The organism is Nonomuraea antimicrobica (genome assembly GCF_039536965.1).
Taxonomy (GTDB): domain Bacteria; phylum Actinomycetota; class Actinomycetes; order Streptosporangiales; family Streptosporangiaceae; genus Nonomuraea; species Nonomuraea antimicrobica.
This window is the reverse complement of the sequence record NZ_BAAAZP010000058.1, coordinates 1-19,752: the sequence shown is the minus strand read 5'-3', so window position 1 is coordinate 19,752 and position 19,752 is coordinate 1. Positions and strand designations below refer to the sequence as shown.

General features: G+C 65.1%; 18 protein-coding genes and 1 pseudogene. 7 read left to right on the top strand and 12 right to left on the bottom strand.

The annotated features are described in order from the left end of the window. Positions 1-338: 338 nt before the first annotated feature. The 3 genes and pseudogenes from ABD844_RS53145 to ABD844_RS15785 all read right to left on the bottom strand — a co-directional run bounded on the left by ABD844_RS53145 (position 339) and on the right by ABD844_RS15785 (position 1,187). Positions 339-707, bottom strand: a complete 369-nt coding sequence (locus ABD844_RS53145) for a hypothetical protein (protein ID WP_425568578.1) — start codon at positions 705-707, stop codon at positions 339-341. Continuing rightward, positions 708-761: pseudogene (locus ABD844_RS53140) on the bottom strand (hypothetical protein); the annotation flags it as partial. It lies immediately after the preceding gene. Between the two features lie 57 nt (positions 762-818). Continuing rightward, a complete protein-coding gene (locus tag ABD844_RS15785; protein WP_344877516.1) occupies positions 819-1,187 on the bottom strand; it encodes a hypothetical protein in 369 nt (122 codons plus the stop codon). Positions 1,188-1,782: 595 nt separating this feature from the next. On the opposite strand from ABD844_RS15785, the gene ABD844_RS15780 reads away from it, so the two are divergent. Then, a complete protein-coding gene (locus ABD844_RS15780) occupies positions 1,783-2,187 on the top strand; it encodes an integrase core domain-containing protein (RefSeq protein ID WP_344877517.1) in 405 nt (134 codons plus the stop codon). Between the two features lie 5 nt (positions 2,188-2,192). Further along, positions 2,193-2,429 carry a zinc-binding dehydrogenase gene (locus ABD844_RS53135; protein ID WP_425568576.1) on the top strand — a complete coding sequence of 79 codons (237 nt, stop codon included), beginning with the start codon at positions 2,193-2,195 and terminating at the stop codon, positions 2,427-2,429. A gap of 430 nt (positions 2,430-2,859) precedes the next feature. On the opposite strand, the gene ABD844_RS15775 is transcribed toward ABD844_RS53135, so the two are convergent. From ABD844_RS15775 to ABD844_RS15765, 3 genes are all read right to left on the bottom strand, one after another. Continuing rightward, complete coding sequence (locus ABD844_RS15775; RefSeq protein WP_344877514.1) at positions 2,860-3,450, bottom strand: GNAT family N-acetyltransferase; 591 nt, start codon at positions 3,448-3,450, stop codon at positions 2,860-2,862. Continuing rightward, positions 3,447-4,154, bottom strand: coding sequence for a TetR/AcrR family transcriptional regulator (locus ABD844_RS15770; RefSeq protein ID WP_344877512.1), 708 nt, complete (start codon positions 4,152-4,154; stop codon positions 3,447-3,449). The genes ABD844_RS15775 and ABD844_RS15770 overlap by 4 nt, the downstream gene beginning before the upstream one ends. Positions 4,155-4,309: 155 nt before the next feature. Further along, a complete protein-coding gene (locus tag ABD844_RS15765; protein ID WP_344877510.1) occupies positions 4,310-4,642 on the bottom strand; it encodes an integrase core domain-containing protein in 333 nt (110 codons plus the stop codon). A 1,021-nt stretch (positions 4,643-5,663) separates the two neighbouring features. Between ABD844_RS15765 and ABD844_RS15760 the strand changes: the two genes are divergently transcribed. Beyond that, entirely contained in the window at positions 5,664-7,139 is a 1,476-nt protein-coding gene (locus ABD844_RS15760) for an alpha/beta hydrolase (RefSeq protein WP_344877508.1), read from the top strand. A 372-nt stretch (positions 7,140-7,511) separates the two neighbouring features. On the opposite strand, the gene ABD844_RS15755 is transcribed toward ABD844_RS15760, so the two are convergent. From ABD844_RS15755 to ABD844_RS15745, 3 genes are read right to left on the bottom strand one after another with little or no spacing between them, the layout of a single operon-like run. Continuing rightward, complete coding sequence (locus tag ABD844_RS15755; RefSeq protein WP_344877506.1) at positions 7,512-7,739, bottom strand: MerR family transcriptional regulator; 228 nt, start codon at positions 7,737-7,739, stop codon at positions 7,512-7,514. Between the two features lie 41 nt (positions 7,740-7,780). Further along, positions 7,781-8,647 carry an IS3 family transposase gene (locus tag ABD844_RS15750; protein ID WP_344877505.1) on the bottom strand — a complete coding sequence of 289 codons (867 nt, stop codon included), beginning with the start codon at positions 8,645-8,647 and terminating at the stop codon, positions 7,781-7,783. Between the two features lie 2 nt (positions 8,648-8,649). After that, entirely contained in the window at positions 8,650-8,961 is a 312-nt protein-coding gene (locus ABD844_RS15745) for a transposase (protein WP_344877503.1), read from the bottom strand. Between the two features lie 1,419 nt (positions 8,962-10,380). On the opposite strand from ABD844_RS15745, the gene ABD844_RS15740 reads away from it, so the two are divergent. The 3 genes from ABD844_RS15740 (at position 10,381) to ABD844_RS15730 (ending at position 13,738) form a co-directional block, all read left to right on the top strand. Next, positions 10,381-12,339, top strand: coding sequence for a DNRLRE domain-containing protein (locus tag ABD844_RS15740; protein WP_344877501.1), 1,959 nt, complete (start codon positions 10,381-10,383; stop codon positions 12,337-12,339). A gap of 14 nt (positions 12,340-12,353) precedes the next feature. Next, a complete protein-coding gene (locus ABD844_RS15735) occupies positions 12,354-12,782 on the top strand; it encodes a hypothetical protein (RefSeq protein WP_344877499.1) in 429 nt (142 codons plus the stop codon). Between the two features lie 692 nt (positions 12,783-13,474). Beyond that, complete coding sequence (locus ABD844_RS15730; protein ID WP_344877497.1) at positions 13,475-13,738, top strand: hypothetical protein; 264 nt, start codon at positions 13,475-13,477, stop codon at positions 13,736-13,738. Between the two features lie 383 nt (positions 13,739-14,121). Here ABD844_RS15730 and ABD844_RS15725 read toward each other — a convergent pair whose 3' ends face one another. The 3 genes from ABD844_RS15725 to ABD844_RS15715 all read right to left on the bottom strand — a co-directional run bounded on the left by ABD844_RS15725 (position 14,122) and on the right by ABD844_RS15715 (position 16,404). Continuing rightward, positions 14,122-15,126: a nucleic acid/nucleotide deaminase domain-containing protein gene (locus ABD844_RS15725; protein ID WP_344877495.1), complete on the bottom strand. Its 1,005-nt coding sequence runs from the start codon at positions 15,124-15,126 to the stop codon at positions 14,122-14,124. 131 nt (positions 15,127-15,257) lie between these two features. After that, positions 15,258-15,629, bottom strand: a complete 372-nt coding sequence (locus tag ABD844_RS15720) for a hypothetical protein (RefSeq protein ID WP_344877494.1) — start codon at positions 15,627-15,629, stop codon at positions 15,258-15,260. A 127-nt stretch (positions 15,630-15,756) separates the two neighbouring features. Continuing rightward, on the bottom strand, positions 15,757-16,404 hold the full coding sequence (locus tag ABD844_RS15715; RefSeq protein ID WP_344877492.1) for a hypothetical protein: 648 nt from the start codon (positions 16,402-16,404) through the stop codon (positions 15,757-15,759). A gap of 816 nt (positions 16,405-17,220) precedes the next feature. Between ABD844_RS15715 and ABD844_RS15710 the strand changes: the two genes are divergently transcribed. Further along, positions 17,221-19,752: DUF6603 domain-containing protein (locus ABD844_RS15710; RefSeq protein ID WP_344877490.1), on the top strand; the 2,532-nt coding region annotated here is incomplete at its 3' end.

Here is a 19,752-nt window from a genome sequence, read left to right as displayed (position 1 = left end):
TACGAACACCTGGGGACCTCTACTTGGCCACCAGCGGCGACACGCACTCGGCCGTTGACACAGCAGCTGCTGGAGCACTGGCAAGAGGTGAACGGGAAGAGCATCAGCCGCGAGATCCTTCCCTTCCCGACCACCCGCCTGGTTCATGATGCTCATGGATTTGCTCCCCCCATCTTGCGCACCACGGAATCCGGGCAGACGGCCACGTGGAGCAGAAGACATAAACGGATGAGGACGACGAGCTTTCGGTCAGCACCCGCAAGCGTCCCGGGCGACATCCCCAGTGATCAACTCGAAAGGTTACGTTGAAGGGTCTCGGCGGTTGTGGCACCAATATGTCAACGTGGCCCGACGGAAACCTTGAAAGATCCTTGAGGCCCACAAAACCGCAGGTGCAAAGCCGGCGGCCGGCGAAGGGCGCGCCGCTCGTCCCATGCCCGGGCCATCACCAGGATTCCCGCCACGTCCCCCTCGGGAAGAAGTAGCTCGCCCACTGCCCGGCCATGAGGGCCGGGTACGCCCTGGCGACAGACGGCCCGATTCGCGAGTACGGGATCGACGCCCCACAGCCGGGCCGGGTGGTCGGCTCCGCCGCCGATCGCGAGCAAACGACCGTCGCCGCTGAAAGCCACCGAGTCCACGTAGGTGCCGTGGCCGTACAGGACCGACGACACCGACGGGCGGCCGGGGCGGGTGACGTCCCACAGCCAGACGGTGGTGTCCTGGCTGCTGGTGGCCAACGTCCGCCCGTCAGGGCTGAACGCCTGTGCGGTGCCAAAACGTGGACACTGTTGTTGAGCTGGGCGTTTGCCGGGTGATCAGGCTGCTCTGTGGTACCGCTCACCATGGATGAGCAGGTGATCGAGGCACTCACGGCGTGGTGTTCCCACGAACTGTTCCGCGAACGCGTTTGCCCGTGGCGACCGGACGGGCGTCTTGATGACCCTCATACGAGCGGCGGTGAACACCTCATCGAACGAGCGGGAGAACTTGCCGTCACGGTCCCGGATGAGAAACCTGAAGGCATCGGCGTGTTCACCCAGGTCCATCAGCAGGTTCCGGGCTTGCTGGGTGGTCCACGCGCCCGTTGGATTGGAGGTGACGCCAATCAGGTGCACACGGCGTGTCTCGATCTCCATGACGAACAAGACGCACAGGCGGTTGAGGAACACGGTGTCGATGTGCATGGGTGCGCCACGAGGCGCTTGTGGATCTTGCGGAGGTGAGAGACCTTCGCCGCTGTCTTGTCGCAGCAAGCTGGTCGAAGTTGAGGGCAGCCTGATCCGGGAGGTGCTGGGGAGGGTGGCAAGCGGCCCTGACAAAGCCGGGACGTTTCAGCACCGTCAGATGGGGCGGGTCCGGCGAACGAGACGAACGGGAGTACGCAAGGAATCGGCGTGTTACGCCTGGTTGACACCGGCTCGAACCTGACTGATCTGGGCCGGGTGCGGTACGTCTCCATCTCTTCTTTCGGGTGGGGAACTTCCCGGCGGGTCTTTGTGCGTCTGCTGAGGAGGCCACCGTGAAGTGCTGCGGGGTAACCGTGGAGGCCGCGGGGGGCATAGTCGGGCTCCTCCGTCGTCAAGGGATCAGCAAGTGAACGTGGGAACCGTCCCGGTTCTGCTTTCGCCCCCGCCGCCAGCACGGTGGCCAAAGCCGGGTTCACCGTCGGCCGATCGGGCTGGGATGGGGCGGAACCGCCGTAGTAGTCCGAGATCGGGAGAGCCGGTCACACCGCGCACCCGAGCGCGCTGGGTTATCCAAGCGATCAGGAATCTGGTGATGGATCTGGACGATGCGGGCTGCCGGGCGCGCTTTCTGGTCCGTGACAGGGATGGGAAGTTCCCCGCCTTCATGGATGAGGTGCTCGCCGACGCAGGTATCCAGACCGTACTCACCGGCATCCGGATGCCGCGCATGAACTCCATCATGGAGCGGTGGGTGCAGTCGTGCCGCCACGAACTCCTGGACCGCTGCCTCGTGTGGAATGAACGCCACCTGCGGCACGCCCTGCGCGAGTATGAACGGTTCCACAACCAGCACCGAGCCCATCAAGCCCTGGCCCAAGCGGCGCCGCTGCGTCCCGTACCGGATCCGATCACGGACCCCGGGCGAATCATCGACCTGAATGTACGCCGACGAGACCGGCTCGGCGGCGTACTCCACGAGTACTCACATGCGACTTGACCTGCATGGACGTAGTTTTCGGCAGGCGCACGCCACCGGCGCCTGCTACGCCGGGGCGCCCGGATGATGACCACCGCCAGCAGCGGCATGGGATACGCCATACGCTCAATCGTCACGCCGGGGCCGCGAGGCCGATCGTCGAGGAGACCTATCCACTCGAAGACATCGGCCAGGCCCACAAGCTGACCGGGACCGGACACGCACGAGGCAAACGAGTGATTGCCGTGCTGACCAATCCATAACGGCGCATGGGGCGCCTTCGACCGGAAAGTCACGGTCGGCCGATCCGCATATGAACTTCTCGTTCGGATGCTCTCCATGCCCCTGATCTACTCCGGTCCACCCCGGCTGCGCAGCACCCGCGCCATCGCCCAACTGTCCCGGCGCTGGCAGGCTCCGCAGGAGGGCGACCCGCAGTAGAGGGAGCGGCACTGGCAGGGCTCTGACCTTGCGTTTGTTCAGGCGCAAGGAGGGTCATCGTGATCTCGACGAGACGCTCTGCCAGGTCTCGCAACTCCAGCGGGTCCCTCCGCAGCGGCTCGGGCCGTGCCTCCATGCGCCGGCCGTTCATCTGTCAACCCTCCGTGTTGCTGAATGTACACAGAGCCGTCTCCTGATCGTTCCTGTCGCGGCACGGATCCGCGCACGCTACACGCATGGCGCGCTCAAACATCAGCTTTGAACGAGCCGCATGGAGATGTAGTAGTTGATCCCTGACCACCTGGTGTGGCGCACCTTCTTCCGCTTGTACTCGCGGAAGCCGAGCTTCTCGTACAAGTGCAGGGCCGGAGCGTTGATGTCGGAGATCTCCTCCAGCACGTATTCGTCGTACTGGGGCAGGGCGAGCAGGTGGGACAGCAAGGCCGTGCCCACGCCTCGGCCTCTGTGCATCGCGCTGGTGGCGACGAACTCAAGTGAGGCCCTCCTGTCCTTGGCGTACGGGAGCGTCGGGCCGAACCTGCGACTGAAGACGATGTCGGCGACGGTTCCCTTGTAAAGGCCGAGATGCCGGCGGAACTGGCGTCCGTCGTGCCGGAGCGACGGTTGCCTGCCGTTGGTGCAGGCGACGATCCCGGCGGGCCGCCCCTCGGCGAGGGCGACGTAGAACAGGTCGAGCACCAGAGCGTGCTCCAGGGCTTCGGTGAGTTGCACGGGGTCTTTGGAGAAGAAGGAGAAGTCGGGGCCGAACCCGTCGACGAAGACCTCGGCTATGGCTCGGCGGTATTTCTCGCCCAGGTCGGCGGCGCGTACTACTTCGATCATTGTTCTTCCTTCGCTCTCAGGGTGATGAGTGCCTCAATGCCGTCGAGGAGCAGGCCGAGACCGAAGGTGAAGTCGGCGTCCTCGACCCACTCCTGCCCGCCGCCGAAGGCGCCGGCGCCGAGGGCCGCTGACAGGCCCGGAAAGCGCGCCGGGTCGACCAGGCGGGCGAGTATCGCGCCGTAGTCGCCGGGCGCCGCCATGTCCGTCTCGTCCGCTCCGCCCCGCAGGCTGTGGGCGAGGGCGGCGGAGCTGACGGCGTACGCGGACAGGGCGGTGGCGATGTTGACGCCCTCGCCGGGCTTCAGCCCGACGCCGGACAGCGCGACCAGCAACCGGTCCAGCCAGTCCAGCGCGCGCGGCCCGGTCGGCGGAGCCAGCGGTGACACTTCCAGCAGCCAGGGGCTGCCGAGCAGGAAGTCACGGTAGGCCCGGCTCCAGGCGGCCAGATAGTCCCGCCAGTGCTGCCCGCCGGGCTCGGGCGGCGGGGGCGTGGCCGCGTCCACCATCGCCGTGAGCAGTTCTTCCTTGCTGCCGACATAGCCGTACAGCGCCATAGGCGACACGCCGAGACGCGCCGCCACACTACTCATCCGCACCCCCGCCAACCCTTCGGCATCCGCGATCCCGATGGCGGCCTCGGTTATCCGGTCCAGGGTCAGGCTCGGCCGCGGCCCGTGAGACGTCTTGGGCTCCTGACCCCACATTCGCGCGACGATTGTTGGTATCTCTTGCCCCTTGTCGATGACACGCCTCCGCATCGAGATCGCTGTACGCCTTACACTGTACCTTCTACACTATATGACGAACGGAGATTGTGGGCACATGGCAGTGCGCCTGCCGACAATTCCGTCCATGCAGGTCAAGCGGCATGTGAGTACGGGTGGAGGACGCCGCCGAGCCGGTCTCGTCGGCGTATGTTCAGGTCGATGATGCACCTGGGGTCCGTGATCGGATCGGGGACGGTGCGCAGCGGGGCTGCTTGGTTCAGGGCCTGGTGGGCTCGGTGCTGGTTGTAGAAGCGTTCGTACTCGCTCAGGGTGTGCCGGAAGTGGCGTTCGTTCCATACGAGGCAGCGGTCGAGAAGCTCGTGGCGGCATGACTGCACCCACCGCTCCATGATCGAGTTCATCCGCGGCATCCGGATACCGGTGAGCACCGTCTTGATGCCGGCTTCGGTGAGGACCTCGTCCATGAGGGCGGGGAACTTCCCATCCCTGTCTCGGAGCAGAAAGGCGCGCCCGGCGGCCCGCATCGTCCAGATCCATCACCAGGTTCTTGATCGCCTGGACGACCCAGGTCGCGCTCGGGTGAGCGGTGGTGCCGAGCACACGGACGCGCCTGGTGGCGTGCTCGATGACCGCCAGGATGTACTGGCGTTGCCCGCTGAGAGTGACGGTCTCGATGAAATCGGCGGCCAGCATGGCGTCGGCTTGCGAGCGCAGGAAGTCGGCCCAGATGGTGGACGCCCGCTCGGGCGCCGGATCAAGACCTGCCCGCTTGAGGATCCCCCACACCGTGGACGGCGCGGCCGTGATGCCGAGTGTGGCGAGCTCACCATGCACCCGCCGATAGCCCCAGCCAGGGTTCTCCCGAACCAAGGCGCAGGACGAGAGCGCGGATGGAGCGGACCATGGGCGGGCGGCCAGGCCGCTTCCGCCGGCAGGCACGGGCATGACCACATCTCGTCAGATCCCGGTGCCAGCGCAGGACGGTATCCGGGCGGATGAGGAGCCGCAGCCGGCGCAGAACCTCGCGCGGCAGCCAGGCCAGGAGAGCGGCACGGAAGGCCCGGCCCTTCGGGCGCGAATCGCACACTGGCGTCAGCACCGAGTCGGCGTTCAAGCACGGCGATCTGGTGACGCAGGACGAGAATCTCCACGCCCTTGTCCCGACCGCCCATGGGCAGCAACCACAGCGCGGCAAACGCGTTCGTGACGGTCAGATAGGCCAGGCGAAGAAGCACAGCGGATCATCCTGCCCCACACGCTTCCGTCTCCCAGGTGACAGGAGCTCGCGCACGCCACGCGAAGCCCTCGCAGAGTCATGACCTGGGCGGATGTAATTATCGGCAGGCGCAGAGCCGGCGGTGCGAGCTCGTCAGCCGGGGGTGAGCCGAAGCGGAGGTCGAGGCCTGACCATGTAGCCGTTTGACCGATCGGGATCGGTCTTTCGGTCGATGATCAAACGCGAGCGGGCGTGAAGAATGCTGCTCCGTGAACCGACTCCCGATGTTTCTTGCCGTGGCGTCCGCCTCAGTGATCGGCCTGGGTGGTGGTGCGTCCGCCTCGGCGAGCGCCTCCGCTTCCGCCCCCGCTCCAGGCGGCCTGTCGTGGCACGACTGTGCCGACCGGCCGGGCGCCGAGTGCGGTGTGATCAAGGTGCCGCTCGATTGGAGTGCGCCGTCCGATGCGAAGATCGAGCTGACCGTCGTACGCAGGAAGGCCACCGATCCCACTGCTCGGGTGGGCACTCTTTTCTATAACCCGGGCGGTCCCGGCGTGCCCGGCGCGCTGCTCGTGCGCGACTACGCTTCCGACACCTTCTCCGAGGAGTTGCGTCGCCGCTTCGACATCGTGGGCATCGATCCACGTGGTGTGGGCGAGAGCACGCCCACAGTGCGGTGCGGGTTGCCCGTCCACGATCCCGAGATCAGCGAGTTTCCGAAAAGCCAGACGGCATATGAGCGCCTCGTCGCGTCGAATACGATCGTCGGCCGTAGTTGCCGGCAAGGCACCGGCCCCTTGCTCGGGCACCTCGACACGGCGAGCGTCGCACGCGACTTCGACGCGGTACGGGCCGCGCTCGGCGTGGCGAAGGTGAGTTTCTTCGGCAAGTCGTACGGCAGCATGCTCGGCGCGCGGTACGCCCGTCTCTTCCCCGACCGGGTGCGCACGATGGCGCTGGACGGTGCGGTCGACCAGGGTCTCCCCACGTCCCGGCTGGTCACCGACGCGGCCCAGGCGGTGGAGGACTCCTTCGACCGGTTCACCGCCTGGTGTGAGGGCACCACGGCGTGCGCCCTGCACGGCCGCGATGTCGGCAAGGTGTGGGACAGTCTGGTCGCCGCAGCCGAGCGCGAGCCGATCGGCGTGCGAGGTGGCCGGCCACTGACCGCTGAGGAACTGCGCTACTCCGCCTATGCATTCCTCACCAACACCCCGCAATTCGCCGGCGGACTGGCGACCGCGATCACGCAGGCCGAGCAGGCAGACGCGAAACTCTTCGCGAGTATGCGGGCCCAGGCGCTTGAAGACCCGGTGAGCACGGCCGCCTACCGCTCGATCCTCTGCTCGGACGTCGATCCCCAGCTCCGTGGCTACCATGACGTGCGTAACCGGATGCGGCAGGTCCTCAAAGCAGCCCCCCATATGCGCGGTACATCGGAGTTCTGGGACATGACCGTAGGCTGCGTGGGCTGGCCCATCCCCCCGGCCCGCGCCCCGCACGAGAGCTCGATCAAAGGTCTGCCGCCCGTTCTGGTGGTCGGCAACACCCACGACCCCGCCACCCCGCTCCGCTGGGCGCGCAGCCTCTCCGCGCGCATCCAAGGCTCTGGCCTGCTGACCAACGACAGTGACGGCCACACCGCCTACCGTAGATCCGCCTGCGCGACGCGGCACATCGACGCCTACCTCGTGACGGGGAAGCTGCCCGCCACCGGAACCGTGTGCAAGAACGAGATTTCCTGACCTGGTGAGGCTGGTGACGGTTGCGTTTGTTCCCCGCGTTACCCCACAGGGCTGGGCACATGGCTGATCTGCTGGAGGCCGCTGGACGCGTTCCGACTGGACGAGCCCATCCCGAGCGGTTGGGGTTCTGCGGGCCGCCACAGGCGAGTACGTCTGCAAATCACACAACACGACCGTCGTCACTCAGAGTTATAGGCTGTCCAGCGAGGGAGACTCGGAGCGGTACCCGGATTTCATTCGTGATCAAGCAACGCAGAGAGCAACGGATGGCACCGAAAGTCGCTTGGTACCAAAAGTCGCTGAACTCGGCACCAAGCGTCGCGTGTAGAAGCACTGCCGGGTGCGTTGTGGTCGTGGTGGATGCTCACGTGGTCAGTTCCCCTCGGAGGCGCGGTCCGCGGCCAGGTCGGCGAAGGGGAGCGGGTAATCGGGGCAGGTGCAGTGGGTCAGGCTGTCGCACCCAGCGGTGACCACGTGGGTGAGCGCGGTGCGGATGGTGGTCAGGTCGGAGATCCGCGCTTCCACCTCGGCGATCTTGGCCTGGGCGCGGGCACGCAGGTCCGGGATAACCGTGCCGGCCGGTGTCGATGAGCAAGTCACACTGAGCTTGTTCCGCTTTGACGGACACCATCGCTGTGGTGTCAGGCCGCGTGAGCGGCCTCGAAGTCGGCAGGGCTACGGTAGCCCAGGCTGCTGTGCAGTCGACGGAGGTTGTACCAGCCCTCGATGAACTCGAAGATCGCGCTGCGAGCGGCAGCCGGGGTGGGCCAGGGGCGATCGCCGAGGAGTTCGCCCTTGAGCGTGGCGAAGAACGACTCGGCCAGCGCGTTGTCCCAGCACTGACCGGTTCGACCGACCGACAGTCGCATCCCGAGCCGTTCGGCCAGGGCGGTGTAGTCGGCGCTGGTGTACTGGCAGCCCTTGTCCGAGTGAAAGATCACCGACCGGGTGGGGCGGCGGCGTGCCCAGGCCTGGCGTAGCGCATCGGCGACCAAGTCGGTGCGCAGGTGATCGGCCGTCGCCCAGCCAACCACCCGGCGCGAGGCGATGTCGATGACGGTGGCCAGATACAACCAGCCCTCCTCGGTGGCGATGTAGGTGATGTCACCGCACCAGCGGGCATCGAGTCCGGCCGCATCGGGTGTGAAGTCGCGGCCGATCAGGTCCGGCCGGGTGCCGGCGCCCGGGTCGGGGATGGTGGTCCGCTGCCGGCGCCGCCGATACTGTCCGGTCAGGCCGGGCTCGCGCATCAGCCGGGCCACCCGCCGCCTGCCGCACTGCTCGCCATCCTGGCGCAGTTGCGCGTGCACCCGGGGTGCGCCGTAGCTGCCTCGTGAGCGCGCGTGCACCTCGGCGACGCGCCCGGCCAGCTCGGCGTCGCGCACTGCACGCGGCCCAGGGATCCCGCTGCGGCGGGCGCAGAAGGCGGCACGGGAGACTCCCAGCAGTTCACACGCCCGTTTGACGCTGTGGCCGCCCTGTTTCTCCGCCTCGATGAACGGGTGCACGCTCACCGGGTCTCCCTCACGAAGAAAGCCGTCGCTCGCTTGAGTACGTCGACGTCCTGGCGAAGACGCTGGTTCTCCCGCCGCAATGCCTTCAGCTCCTGCCGCTCGCTGCTGGTGAGCCCGTCCCGCTGGCCGGTGTCGACCTCCGCCTGGCGGACCCATTGCCGCACCGCGGTCTCGGTCAGGTCGAAGTCCTTGGCCACCTGCCCGACCGAGCGGTCACCGCGCCGGCACAGCTCGACGATCTCGGCTTTGAACTCCGGCGTGAACGAGCGGCGAGGACGCGGCTTCTTCTTCCCCATGCTCTCCATCATGGACATCCTTCCGGGGACAAGCCCTTGATCTCGGATGTCCGTCAAACCGGATCAAGCCCAGAATCACATCGTAGTCAGCGCAACTCTCACTGTGCAGAGGAGCAGAACGATCGGTCCTGCCGCCCCTAAGGGAAAGGCGCTCAGCCAGCCTTGAGGTGATCCTTCGCCCCTGATCTTGCCGTTGAGTTGCTACTCAGGTCGTGTAACCGAAGCGCTCGTCCTAAACCAGCCCCTGCAACGCGGCATGGCTGACGCAGTCGACTAAGTGGTCTCGCCCGTAAATCCTTCGGGGGTTACGGGCGACCGACCGGGCCAAGGAGTGGGTGACCGCCTACGCCGCATCGGATTTATACCCACTCATCACCGTGGAAGAAGTGCAGGTCCTGCCGTGAAGGTCATCCCGTCGTATGGGCTGGGCTCCACCGCAATCGAGATCGCCCGCATAATGCGCGACATGTTGCTGGCCTGCGGCGAAGCGAAGGCGGATCGGTGCTGATCTTCGAGATTCCCGACTGCGCGGGGACGGAACGGCACATCTACGCCAGCCAACCACATGCGTAAGAACGGTTCGATGAATCCATCAAACACTCAAAGGCGACGAAAGTGACATATTGACCGCGAGCGATCTTGACTGTTACAGTCAGACGATTTCATGATCACGAGTGGTTGGAGTTGCATGCCCATCTCGCCCAATGCACATTCGAGCCCGAACCGGCTGTTACGTGGCACTTTCGGTGCGCTCTTAGGAGCGTCCCTCCTCGCGATTCCTCTGACATCTCCGGCTTCGGCGACCCCAAGTAACCAACTCGCTGCCGAGAGCGGCATACAAGGACCTGTCGAATTACTCGGAGCGGCGACCGAAACGACACGCTTTTGGCGCTATCCAGACGGACGCGTCACCACGGAGATCTGGCCGAAGCCGGTCCGTGTCAAGAAGAGCGGTGCGTGGTCCTGGATTGACACTACGCTCGTCGAGCGCGACGGTGTCATCGAACCCAGAGTCATCAAGGGTGACTTGTCCTTACCGGGCGACGACGCGTCCGCGACCACTACCTTCACGCCAACGCCCGACCAAGCCCTTACCCTGGCCTGGCCTGGCCCGCCAAGCTACCCAGGCCGCAACTCAAGGGCAGTCGAGCCACCTATACCGACGCTGCCGGCCCCGGTGCCGACCTCGTCATCACCGCGCTAGCCACTGGCTTCCGCTATGACGTCGTCCTCAAAATCCGCCCGACCAGGGCCCTCGAACTCAAGATTCCGGTTACGGGCAAGAACCTCTCGGTCCGCGATACCCCGGACGGCCGTCTCCGGATAGTCGACCCCGAAAATCGCAACGTAGCGGTCAGCCCAAGACCCTTCCTCAAGCCCAGCGAGGCAAGCACGACCCGAGATGTCAAGGCTGGCACGGTAGAAACGACCGTGCGCGCTGACAACGGGGAGCAGGAACTCGTTCTCACACCCGATCAGGCTTATCTGACCGACCCGGCAACGACATATCCGGTGACCTTGCAATCGGTGTTCAGTATCACGCCCACCGCTGACGCGGATGTGTGGAACGTCCTTCCCGACGACCCCAACAGTGAAGGCGCCCACCTGAAGGCGGGCACCGAGACGGACGGCAGTACATCCCGCGCCTACTTGAAGTTCGACATGTCCCCGCTGGCTGGCCAGCAGATCAGTGACGTCACCCTGTCGCTTCTCAACATCGACGGACCTAGCTGCGGAACGGCCGTCGGTGCCGGAATTCAGGTGCGCCGTGTAACAAGCGCCTGGAGCCCGTCCACTGTCACGTGGAACAACCAGCCCACGAACACCACCGAAGACGCCGTAACCAATACCAGCAGCGTCGGCGGCACCTGTTCGCCTGCTCCAATGACGTGGAACATCACCTCTCTGGCCAGGCGCTGGGCCGACGACGCGGGAAACTACGGCGTGGTCCTCATGTCGCCAAGCGAGAGAGCGAGCGCCAACTACCGAGTCTTCCCCTCCTCCGAGGACTCGGACTTCAACACGCCGCCGAAGATCACGGCCACGTTCGCAGCCGGCCGCACCCCCACCGTTGTCAGTCCAGCCGGATCCGATGGAGTGGAAGTCTTCACAGCACCGGAGACCTGGGGCATGGACTCCCTGCCCACAGCCGAAGCGCAGGCGCACGCACTCAGCTCGGCGCAGGACCGCGTCGAGGCCCACCCCGACGACCTCGCTCCGCCCTATCTCGACATGGTCAGCGGGCAGGTCCTCGTCCCCGCCGCCACGGCCGAAGGCCGGACCATCGGATCACAGACGCTGGCGGGAACGGCTTTTCTGAGCAACGGCTTAACCGACTGGACCGCCCCGGGAGAATATACCGGCGACGACACCGACGAGGACTGGGAAGGGCCGGCCGATACAACCGAAAACTACAGTTTCCTGCCTCAGAGCCCAGACAAGCCCTACAGTGTGAACAGGCTCGAAGCCATCTCCGAAGAGGTGCTGACTCTCAGCGCTGAGCAATTGCCTGGCGCAGACGCCCTCATGGGCACCCGGGTGTGGCCCGAGCGCAATCAGGTCATCATCCAGGCTTCCGCAGTTACCCCGGAACTGCGACTGGCCCTCGCACAGCGATACGGGACCCAGGCGGTCTCGATCTGGCTGCGTCACAATGCCCCTCGCCCGAAGCCGGATGCCCTGGCTGTAGACAGCCGTCAATCGGACACCGGCCACGTCAACGGCGGGAGTCGTTTCACCAGCAATGGCCTCGGCTGCACCACTGGATTTGCCTGGGGAAATTCCACCGAGAACTACATGATTACTGCCGGGCACTGCATGCCACGCAACGGCAATGGCATCTCTTCCATAGGAATTCTTACCGGAACCGCCCCCAACCTGGACAGCACCTGGGCCGATGGCAAAGGAAGCCAGAAGCTGCCCGGCCAGCCCACCTACTATGGCGATACGGCGCGCTTGCAAATTTTGCCCAGAGACCGTACGGCATCCATCTTCGTAGGTGACGCCAACTCAGAGGCGAAGCGCCCCGTGGGCGGACGATGGACTCGCCGTGCCATAGTAGGGGACGCCTACTGCGTTGGCGGCGCAACTACTGGCCAGACGTGCAACTGGAAGGTAAGCGACTTGGGGTGGAAGCTAGAGACCGACGACGGGGCCATCACGCGTTGGGTCCATCGCGGGACCCGAGCCAATAGATGCACTTTCTCGGGCGACTCAGGCGCGCCGGTCTTCACCATCCGGTCCGACGGGTACGTGATGGCGAAGGGCATCCACCACGGTGGCGTGCACAACCCGGATAACACTCAGAAGCAAACCGACTGTGTAGAGTTCTTCACTGACATCTGGGACGTGAACAAAGCCTTCGGCGACCGGATCGCCAAGCGCAAGTAGCAAAGGAACCAAGCGTGTCCACCTCTGCCTCCAGAAAGCTCATCACAGGCTTATTGTTGGCGCTATTGCTCGTGAGTGCGGTCGTGTTCGTCGCGTCTCATGTTCGCCGGCCCTCGTGGCAGCGGGTCATTTATGTCACTCCTTCAGAGGAAGGACGAGTGCTGACCGCGCGCCTCATGTTCGGAGAACCCAAACCCGACGGCAGCCCCTGCGAGCAAGTCACGGACACGGAGGTCCACGAAACCAAATCGCATGTAAGGATCGGCATCCAGACGGTCAACACGTGCGCACCCCTCATCGCCTGGAGGGCAACCATCAGGAGAGATATCGGCTACCCGTTTGATGTCCGGCTGTCCCTGCGGAACCCTCTCGCGGGGCGAGCCGTTCTCGACTGGGAAAGCGGCCAGCGCCTTGAGATCGGCCCCCTGACTGGCCGTTCCTGACCTCGAAGATTCCTCAACCCGAAGATGGCATGGCAGCCGCTGGGACACGCTGCCATGCCATCTTGGGCGCCTCGTAGGAAACGCCCCACGATGGACATGTACGCGGACAATGTCGGTGCAAGCTGGCAGATCCGCGGCGGCCCTTACCCTTCTGAGGATCCCCCTCCGGCACGTCGCCATCTGTCATGCTCCGGCGCGTCGGCCAGGACGACCAGCTCGACCTGTTCGCAACCGCTTTTCCATCCCCAGCGGGCGCGTAGCGGGCCATGCTGAACCCATGCGACTGCCGAGGCTCGCCGCACCCCCCGAACTCTGTGCTTGCCGATAATTCCATCCGTGCAGGTCAAGCGGCGTGCGAGTATTCGTGGAGGACGCCGCCGAGCCGGTCTCGTCGGCGTACATTCAGGTCGATGATTCGCTCGGGATCCGTGATCGGATCGGGGACGGTACGTAGCGGAGCCGCTTGGCCCAGGGCTTGGCGGGCTCGGTGCTGGTTGTAGAACCGTTCGTACTCGCGAAGGGCGTGCCGCAGGTGGTGTTCGTTCCACAGGAGGCAGCGGTCGAGGAGGCCGGCAGGTACGGGCGTGACGTCGTTTCATCAGGTCGCGGTGCCGGCGCAGGACGGTGTCCGGCCGGACGAGGAGCTGCAGCCGGCGTAGGACCTCGCGGGGCAGCGGGGTCAGGAGAGCGGCGTGAAGGGCCCGGTCCTCGGGCGCGAATCTGACCCTGGCGTCGTCTCCGAGTTGCCGGTGCAGAACGGCGATCTGGTGACGCAGGACGGGAATCTCGACATCCTTGTCCCGATCGCTCATGGGCAGCAACCGCAACGCGGCGAAGGCGTTCGTGATGGTCAGGCAGGCCAGACGAAGGAGCACAGTCGGTCATCATGCCGCACGTCCTTCTTCACCTGGTGGTCGGAGCTCGCGCACGCCGCGCGATGGTCCATATGCCCATGACCTGGGCGGATGTAATTATCGGCGGGCGCACTGTCTTCGGATCCTTGGCCGGTTCGCCACGCATCTGGCACAGGTGCTTGCGCATGCACCTCCTCTGCCGCCGCCCGTTGAGCTTCCGTATCCGCTCCGGGCCGCGCCGACCGGGCTTGTTCCGCAGATCGCGCACGCGGGTGCAGGATGCCGTAGATCCAGTCGGACGGACGCGGATTAACGTACGTCAGGCACAGTTCGTGGTTGCGCCGGGTGAACGTGATCGCCGTTCCAGAGCGATTCGTCGACCTGACCATGCGCTGACGAGACCGGCTCAGCGAAGCCCTCCTCGGCAGGTATTAATGTGCCGCTTGACCTGCGTGGACGGAGTTTTCAGCAGGCGCAACCCCGCCCTACGTCTCTTCCCCGCTGCTTTCGTAGTCGATCTTTCCCTTGGAGCCCCCTCCCTGGAAGTCCTCGAGGTTCTGGATCGTCTCGCGTGCGATCTCCGGATTGCGTTCATATCTCGCATATGCGTCAGGGCCGAGGAATTTTTCCATGACGAGCGGATCGTCAAGGAAGCGAGGCAGTGGCCACTTCGGGAACACCCCCATGTGCGCGCCTTGCACGTCGATCTTTATGTTCTTGACGGCGACGAGCGCTTCAAGGGCCAGGTAGCACTTGGCGCAGCACAGTTTGCTGATACCGAGGGAGACTCCGTTCGTCGATGTCGGCGACGAACGCTGGAGAAGGTCGTCGACCAGTCGCATCTCACAGTGCTGATCCGGGACCCTGGCATGGTCGGTCACCGTGAACTGAGGGGCGGGGGCGAGAGAGCGCAGGTAAGCGTTGACTTTCTTCACTCGGCGTGTTATCGCCGCCTTGAACTTTGTCTGTTCGTCCTTCGGCCACTTGTCAAAGGGCTTTTTCCTCCCGCGGGCCTTACGGTCCTTGAGGGCCTCACTATAGGTTTCCAGTAATTCCCTCGTGACCTGGTCGACTTCGGCCTCGTTTTGGGCCTTCAGGATCTTTTCGGCCTGCTCCTTCATCCCTTCGGGGCCGTTGTTCGCGGCCAGGATCATCTTTCCCTGCGTCCCGCCGCTCCCGGGCTCGTACAGGACCGCGACGCACACCCGCTTGAGGTTGTAGTGGGTGAGCAGCCAGCCGAGGCTTGCCTGGCGTCGCTGTTCGCGTTTGGGGGTCGACGTGTCGAGTAGCGTCGGACTCCTGCTCGGCGCGGCAGGCGGCACCCCCATGTCGTCGCTCTCGTCATTCTGCCCCAGTTCCCCCTGTCGCGCCTGGAACACGGCGGCCTTCTTAAGTGCGATACGCTTCTTCATCGCCTTTATGAAGTCGTCCTTAGGAAATTGTTGTTGACCTTCCAATGGCTGCGCCGGGGCGTCAGGGTCTGCGGTCATGGTGGGGCTCCAAAGGTCGCCGGTTGTCCCGTTCTACTTATCGGACGACAGATGCCACTGGATGCACTTTACATCCCCACTTGTCGGTTAGCGATCTTTGGTCGCTAGGTTCTGTAGGTTCGTGTCAAGTTTCACAACGCCCGGAAAAGTCGAGCTTGCGCGGCGTAGTCATCGACGTGCCGGGTGATGGTCTTGAGCGCCGCTCGGAGTTTCGGGTGGCGCTTGGGCTGATCAGCCGCGGCAAGCGGGACGAGTAACCGGTTGTTGACCTTGGTGTTGAAGACGGCGATGCGCACACCGTCGTCGGTCAGGACGTAGCGGTTGGACCGTGGGAGTCGGCGGATCAGGCCGTTGAGCCGCAGTCTCCGGAGGTCGTAGGCCATCTGGCCTGTGCTGTAGATGGTGGTGGTGCCGAGCAAGCCGGTTATCAAGACGCGAAGGTTCTTGTTGGTGAAGCCGGTCGCGGCGAGCAGCGTCTGGCACAGGGATCCGACCAGGGCCATGACCCGAGGATCGCCGAAGCATGACACCTGGGGTCCTCCATCCCGCCGTACCCACGGTGGGGCGGGCGATCCGCTCGCAGGCTGGACTCGCCAGGACGCACCCCTGGCCGGCACGTTCGACTTCTCATTAGTATGCGCCGGTTGGCGGCGCGGGCCTTGGCCTGAAGCTCTTCAAGGTTGAGCAGGCGGGCCTGACAGCCCAGGTCTCGAGGAAAGTTGACACCGTTTCGATGCGCATTGCCCGGCCATCTTTGAGGTATTGCTTGATCTGAGAGTGCTTGTAGAAGACGCTGACGATGACACCGCCGTTGTCCCGGCGGCCGATCGCGGTGCGGAAGGTCCCCGCAGTGTCGCGGCGTACCCGGCAGTCGAAGATGATCTCGACGTTGTGCGGACGACCGATGTCGAGGTTGTCGGCGATCAGCGCTTCGAAGAAGCCGCAGGCGTGGCGGAGAGCGTCGGGGACCAGGGTGCGGGAGATCTCGATCTGCCGCATCGAAGTCTCCCACCAGTAGCCCGCATCATGGTCTTTGTCACCGAACGGCAGCGGCAGGCGGTGCAGCCAGCGCTGGACGAACACGTTGATCGAGCCGGAGGAGAGCCGGTCGCAGATCTCTCGCAGGGCGGCCGGGTCGGTGCAAGGGGCGAATCCGTTGGACGGTTCCGTGAAGCCGAACCCGGCCCGGGCGGCTTGCCGTTTGGCCCACTCGTGGCCGTTGATCCAGACCTTGCCCGGGTGAATGCCCTCTAATTGACAATATTGCTGCAATTGCACCCCGCCCCCGACCACGGCATATCTTAACCACCCCCGATGCGGCGCGTCCTGGTGCCGGCAACAGCCGGATCCCGAAGCCGCCGTCGCCTATGCCGTCGGCCAACCTTCCACCGTCGATGTCAACGAGATCATTGTCCGACCCACCGCCCAAGGCTGACGACGGTGGTGACACCCCTCCCCACTGCCAGTGAAGCCGATGCCCGGACCCGGGGCCCCGCCGCGGGGTACGGCGGCGCCTGGACAGGCGACGCCGCGTAATCGGTCACCGAAATTCCCGCGTAGTCAAGAGCCATTCCACAATCGCACGAACTTCACATGTTTCCGTGACCCTGCGGATCCGGCCGCGCACGCATCGTCTCATACGTCCAGCTCAGCCGACGGTTGCCATAATGGAAAGTATCAGTTTAACTGGAAAACCGTCACCTGGCCAGGCGTTGTGTTGCTGCGGCGAGAATGGCAGAGTCACTCACGGACTTGGTGAAAGGCGACTGCTGCTGACTTCATCCCAGAGATACGGACAGGAGGCCACACTGCCCGGAAAGAATATTTCTTTGAACCGTGCCAACATGCTGCAGGCATTCGCAGTTCCCTCGCCGATATCAGTGCTATCAGATGGAATCACTTACGCCACCATCCATCCCACGGGGAAGAACAGGGCCGAGGTGGCGTGCTTGACGGGGAGCCGATGTGAGTAACCCACAATCCGAAGGTTCGGGCCGGGGAGGGCTGAACGCACTCAAGGACCATCTGGTCGGGCTTGGCGACCCACTGGTTCTTGACTCGGAGGACACCGCGCTGCCAGGCCGGTTACGGGACATGCTCGCCACCTTTTCGGGGCGGAAGTTCGAGAGTACGGCGGGCTCCGGCCGTTCGGAGATCAACGACGGCAAGACCAGTTTGACGCTGGCCCTCACCTGCGCCGCGCAGACGTGGCCTGCCGACGTGAAAGCAGGCACCACCACCGTCAGCGCGATGACGGTGGTCGCGACCGGGGACGGCGCCGTCACCGTCACGCTCAGCGGTACGTTCAACGGGATCGCGGTGGTGGCCACGATGACCGCCGACGAGGCCGGCGGGCTGACCGCAGCTGTGCGGTCGCAGCAGCACGGTGCGTTCGAGGTGGGAGCGCTTGCCGGGCAGTTGGCCAGAGACGACCTGTGGCAGGAGGTGGCGAGCGGGCTGACGGAGCTGGACGTCGCGCTCGGGCGGATCACCGGTTTCGACTACTACCTGGACAGGACGCCAGCGGCCGAACCTGTCACCTACACGGTGACGTCTGACGCGGTCGCCGCCGAGCTCAAGGTCAAAGACCTCACCCTGGACATCGAGTTGTGGTTACGGGAAAAGTACATCACCGGGAGTCTGCACAAGGACACGCCGAAGGACACCATCGATGTCCTGGCGCTGCTGGGCTCGTGCGGCATCCCGGTCCCCCATGTGCCGACCGGGCTCAGCGTCCGTGAACTCGACTTCACCGCCGGCTTAGGTGGCGTCTACCAGGTCGCGATGACGCTCACGGGCGACTGGCTCCTCGGGCCCTTCAAGCTTGAAGACCTGTCTGTGGAGGTCTGCTACAGCACCGTTGAGAAGTTCGTGGCCCGGTTCGCCGGCACGGTGAAGGTCGGGTCGTCGATCGCCATCGAGATCAGCGCGGCGATGGCCGCCGGTGACGAGGGCGGCTGGACCTTCGCGGGCGGAATTCTGGCGAGTGATGCCATCACGGTGAGGGCGTTGACCGACGGCCTGGGCCTGACCGCCGTACCCGAGGCCGTAAAGAGCCTGGAACTGACCAGTCTCTGGCTTTCCCATACGACTGGCACCGACCAGTTCGACTTCGCCTGCCATGGAGACCTGGAGATTGCGGACGGCGTCAAAGCGTCGATCAGCGTGAGCATCACCCGGGACGGCAACGACACGCGGTATGCCGGAACGCTGGATATCGCCGGATTCGACTTCGAGGTCGTCTTCGACAAAGACAGGTCCGGCACCGACGTGTTCGCCGCCACGTTCAGCGGCGGCCAGGAGGGCATCGAGATCGTGCTGCAGGACCTGGTCGCGCACTTGTCCGCCGACCTGGCGGCGGACGTTCCCGACAGCCTGCGGCTCAGCTTGAAGGACGCCAAGTTCGTCCGGGTCAAGCCTGCGAACGGCCCGGCAAGGTTCTGCTTGGGTGTCGATCTGTCGGCGGACATCGATCTTTCCCAGCTTCCCCTGGTGGGCGGGTTCTTGTCGACGGTGGGGACCTTGGGCGTGCGGAACCTGCAGATCCTCTACAGCTCCGGCGACTTCGCCCCGCAGGCGGTCAGCGTGGTCAACGGGCTGTTGCCTGAGGTGGTGCCGCTGCCGGCGGCCGGGCTGAAGTCGGGCGTCGCGGCCCTGGCTGAGCTGAAGGTCGGGAGCGAGAGCACACCGATCGCTCTCGGTGTGCCGTCGGCGAGCGCCCCTACCTCCCTAGGGAGCGGGCAGCCCAGCACTTCCGCCGTCCCCGGCAGCGGCACTTCCACCCCGCCGGACGGCAAGTCCCGCGTGCCGGCCTCCACCGTCCAGTGGATCACGGTGCAGAAGAAGCTCGGTGTGGTCCAGATCAACCGGGTGGGCGTGTCGTACCGGCACAACGTGCTGTTCTTCGCGCTGGACGTCTCGGTCGCGTTGGGGCCGTTGTCCATGTCGCTGGACGGGCTCGCGGTGGGATCGCCGTTGGACAGGTTCGAGCCGACGTTCAACCTGGACGGTTTCGGCATCGGCTACAGCGCGCCTCCGGTGGTGATCGCCGGTGCGCTGTTGCACCTGCCCGAGGACCAGCTCGGCCCGGATGTGGCGTTCCAGTACGACGGCGCGGCGACGATCGCCCTGCCGAACTTCTCGCTGGGTGCCGTCGGCTCCTACGCGCAGTTGAAGAGCGGCGAGCCCTCGTTGTTCGTGTTCGCCCAGCTTGAGGGGCCGCTGCTGGAGCTGCCGCCGATCCTGGTCACCGGGCTGATGGCCGGGTTCGGCTTCAACAGGGAGCTGACCCTGCCCTCCCCGACGGAGGTGACCGGCTATCCGCTGCTGGTCCTGAACAAGCAGGGGCCGGACTCGGAGGACGCCAAGCCCACGCACGTGCTGGACGTGCTGGAGGGGAGGCTAGCGGCCGTGCCGGGGGGCCGGGCGCGGCAGTGGATCGCCCCGCGGCAGGGCTCGTACTGGTTGGCCTTGGGGGTGGAGTTCAGCGTGGCCGAGGTCGTGAACGCCAAGGTGCTGCTGGCCGCGGAGTTCGGCCAGGATCTGGCGCTGGCCGTCCTGGGCATAGCCACCCTTCAACTGCCGACGCCCGCCGAGTCCGCCACCCGCACCTACGTCTACGCCGAG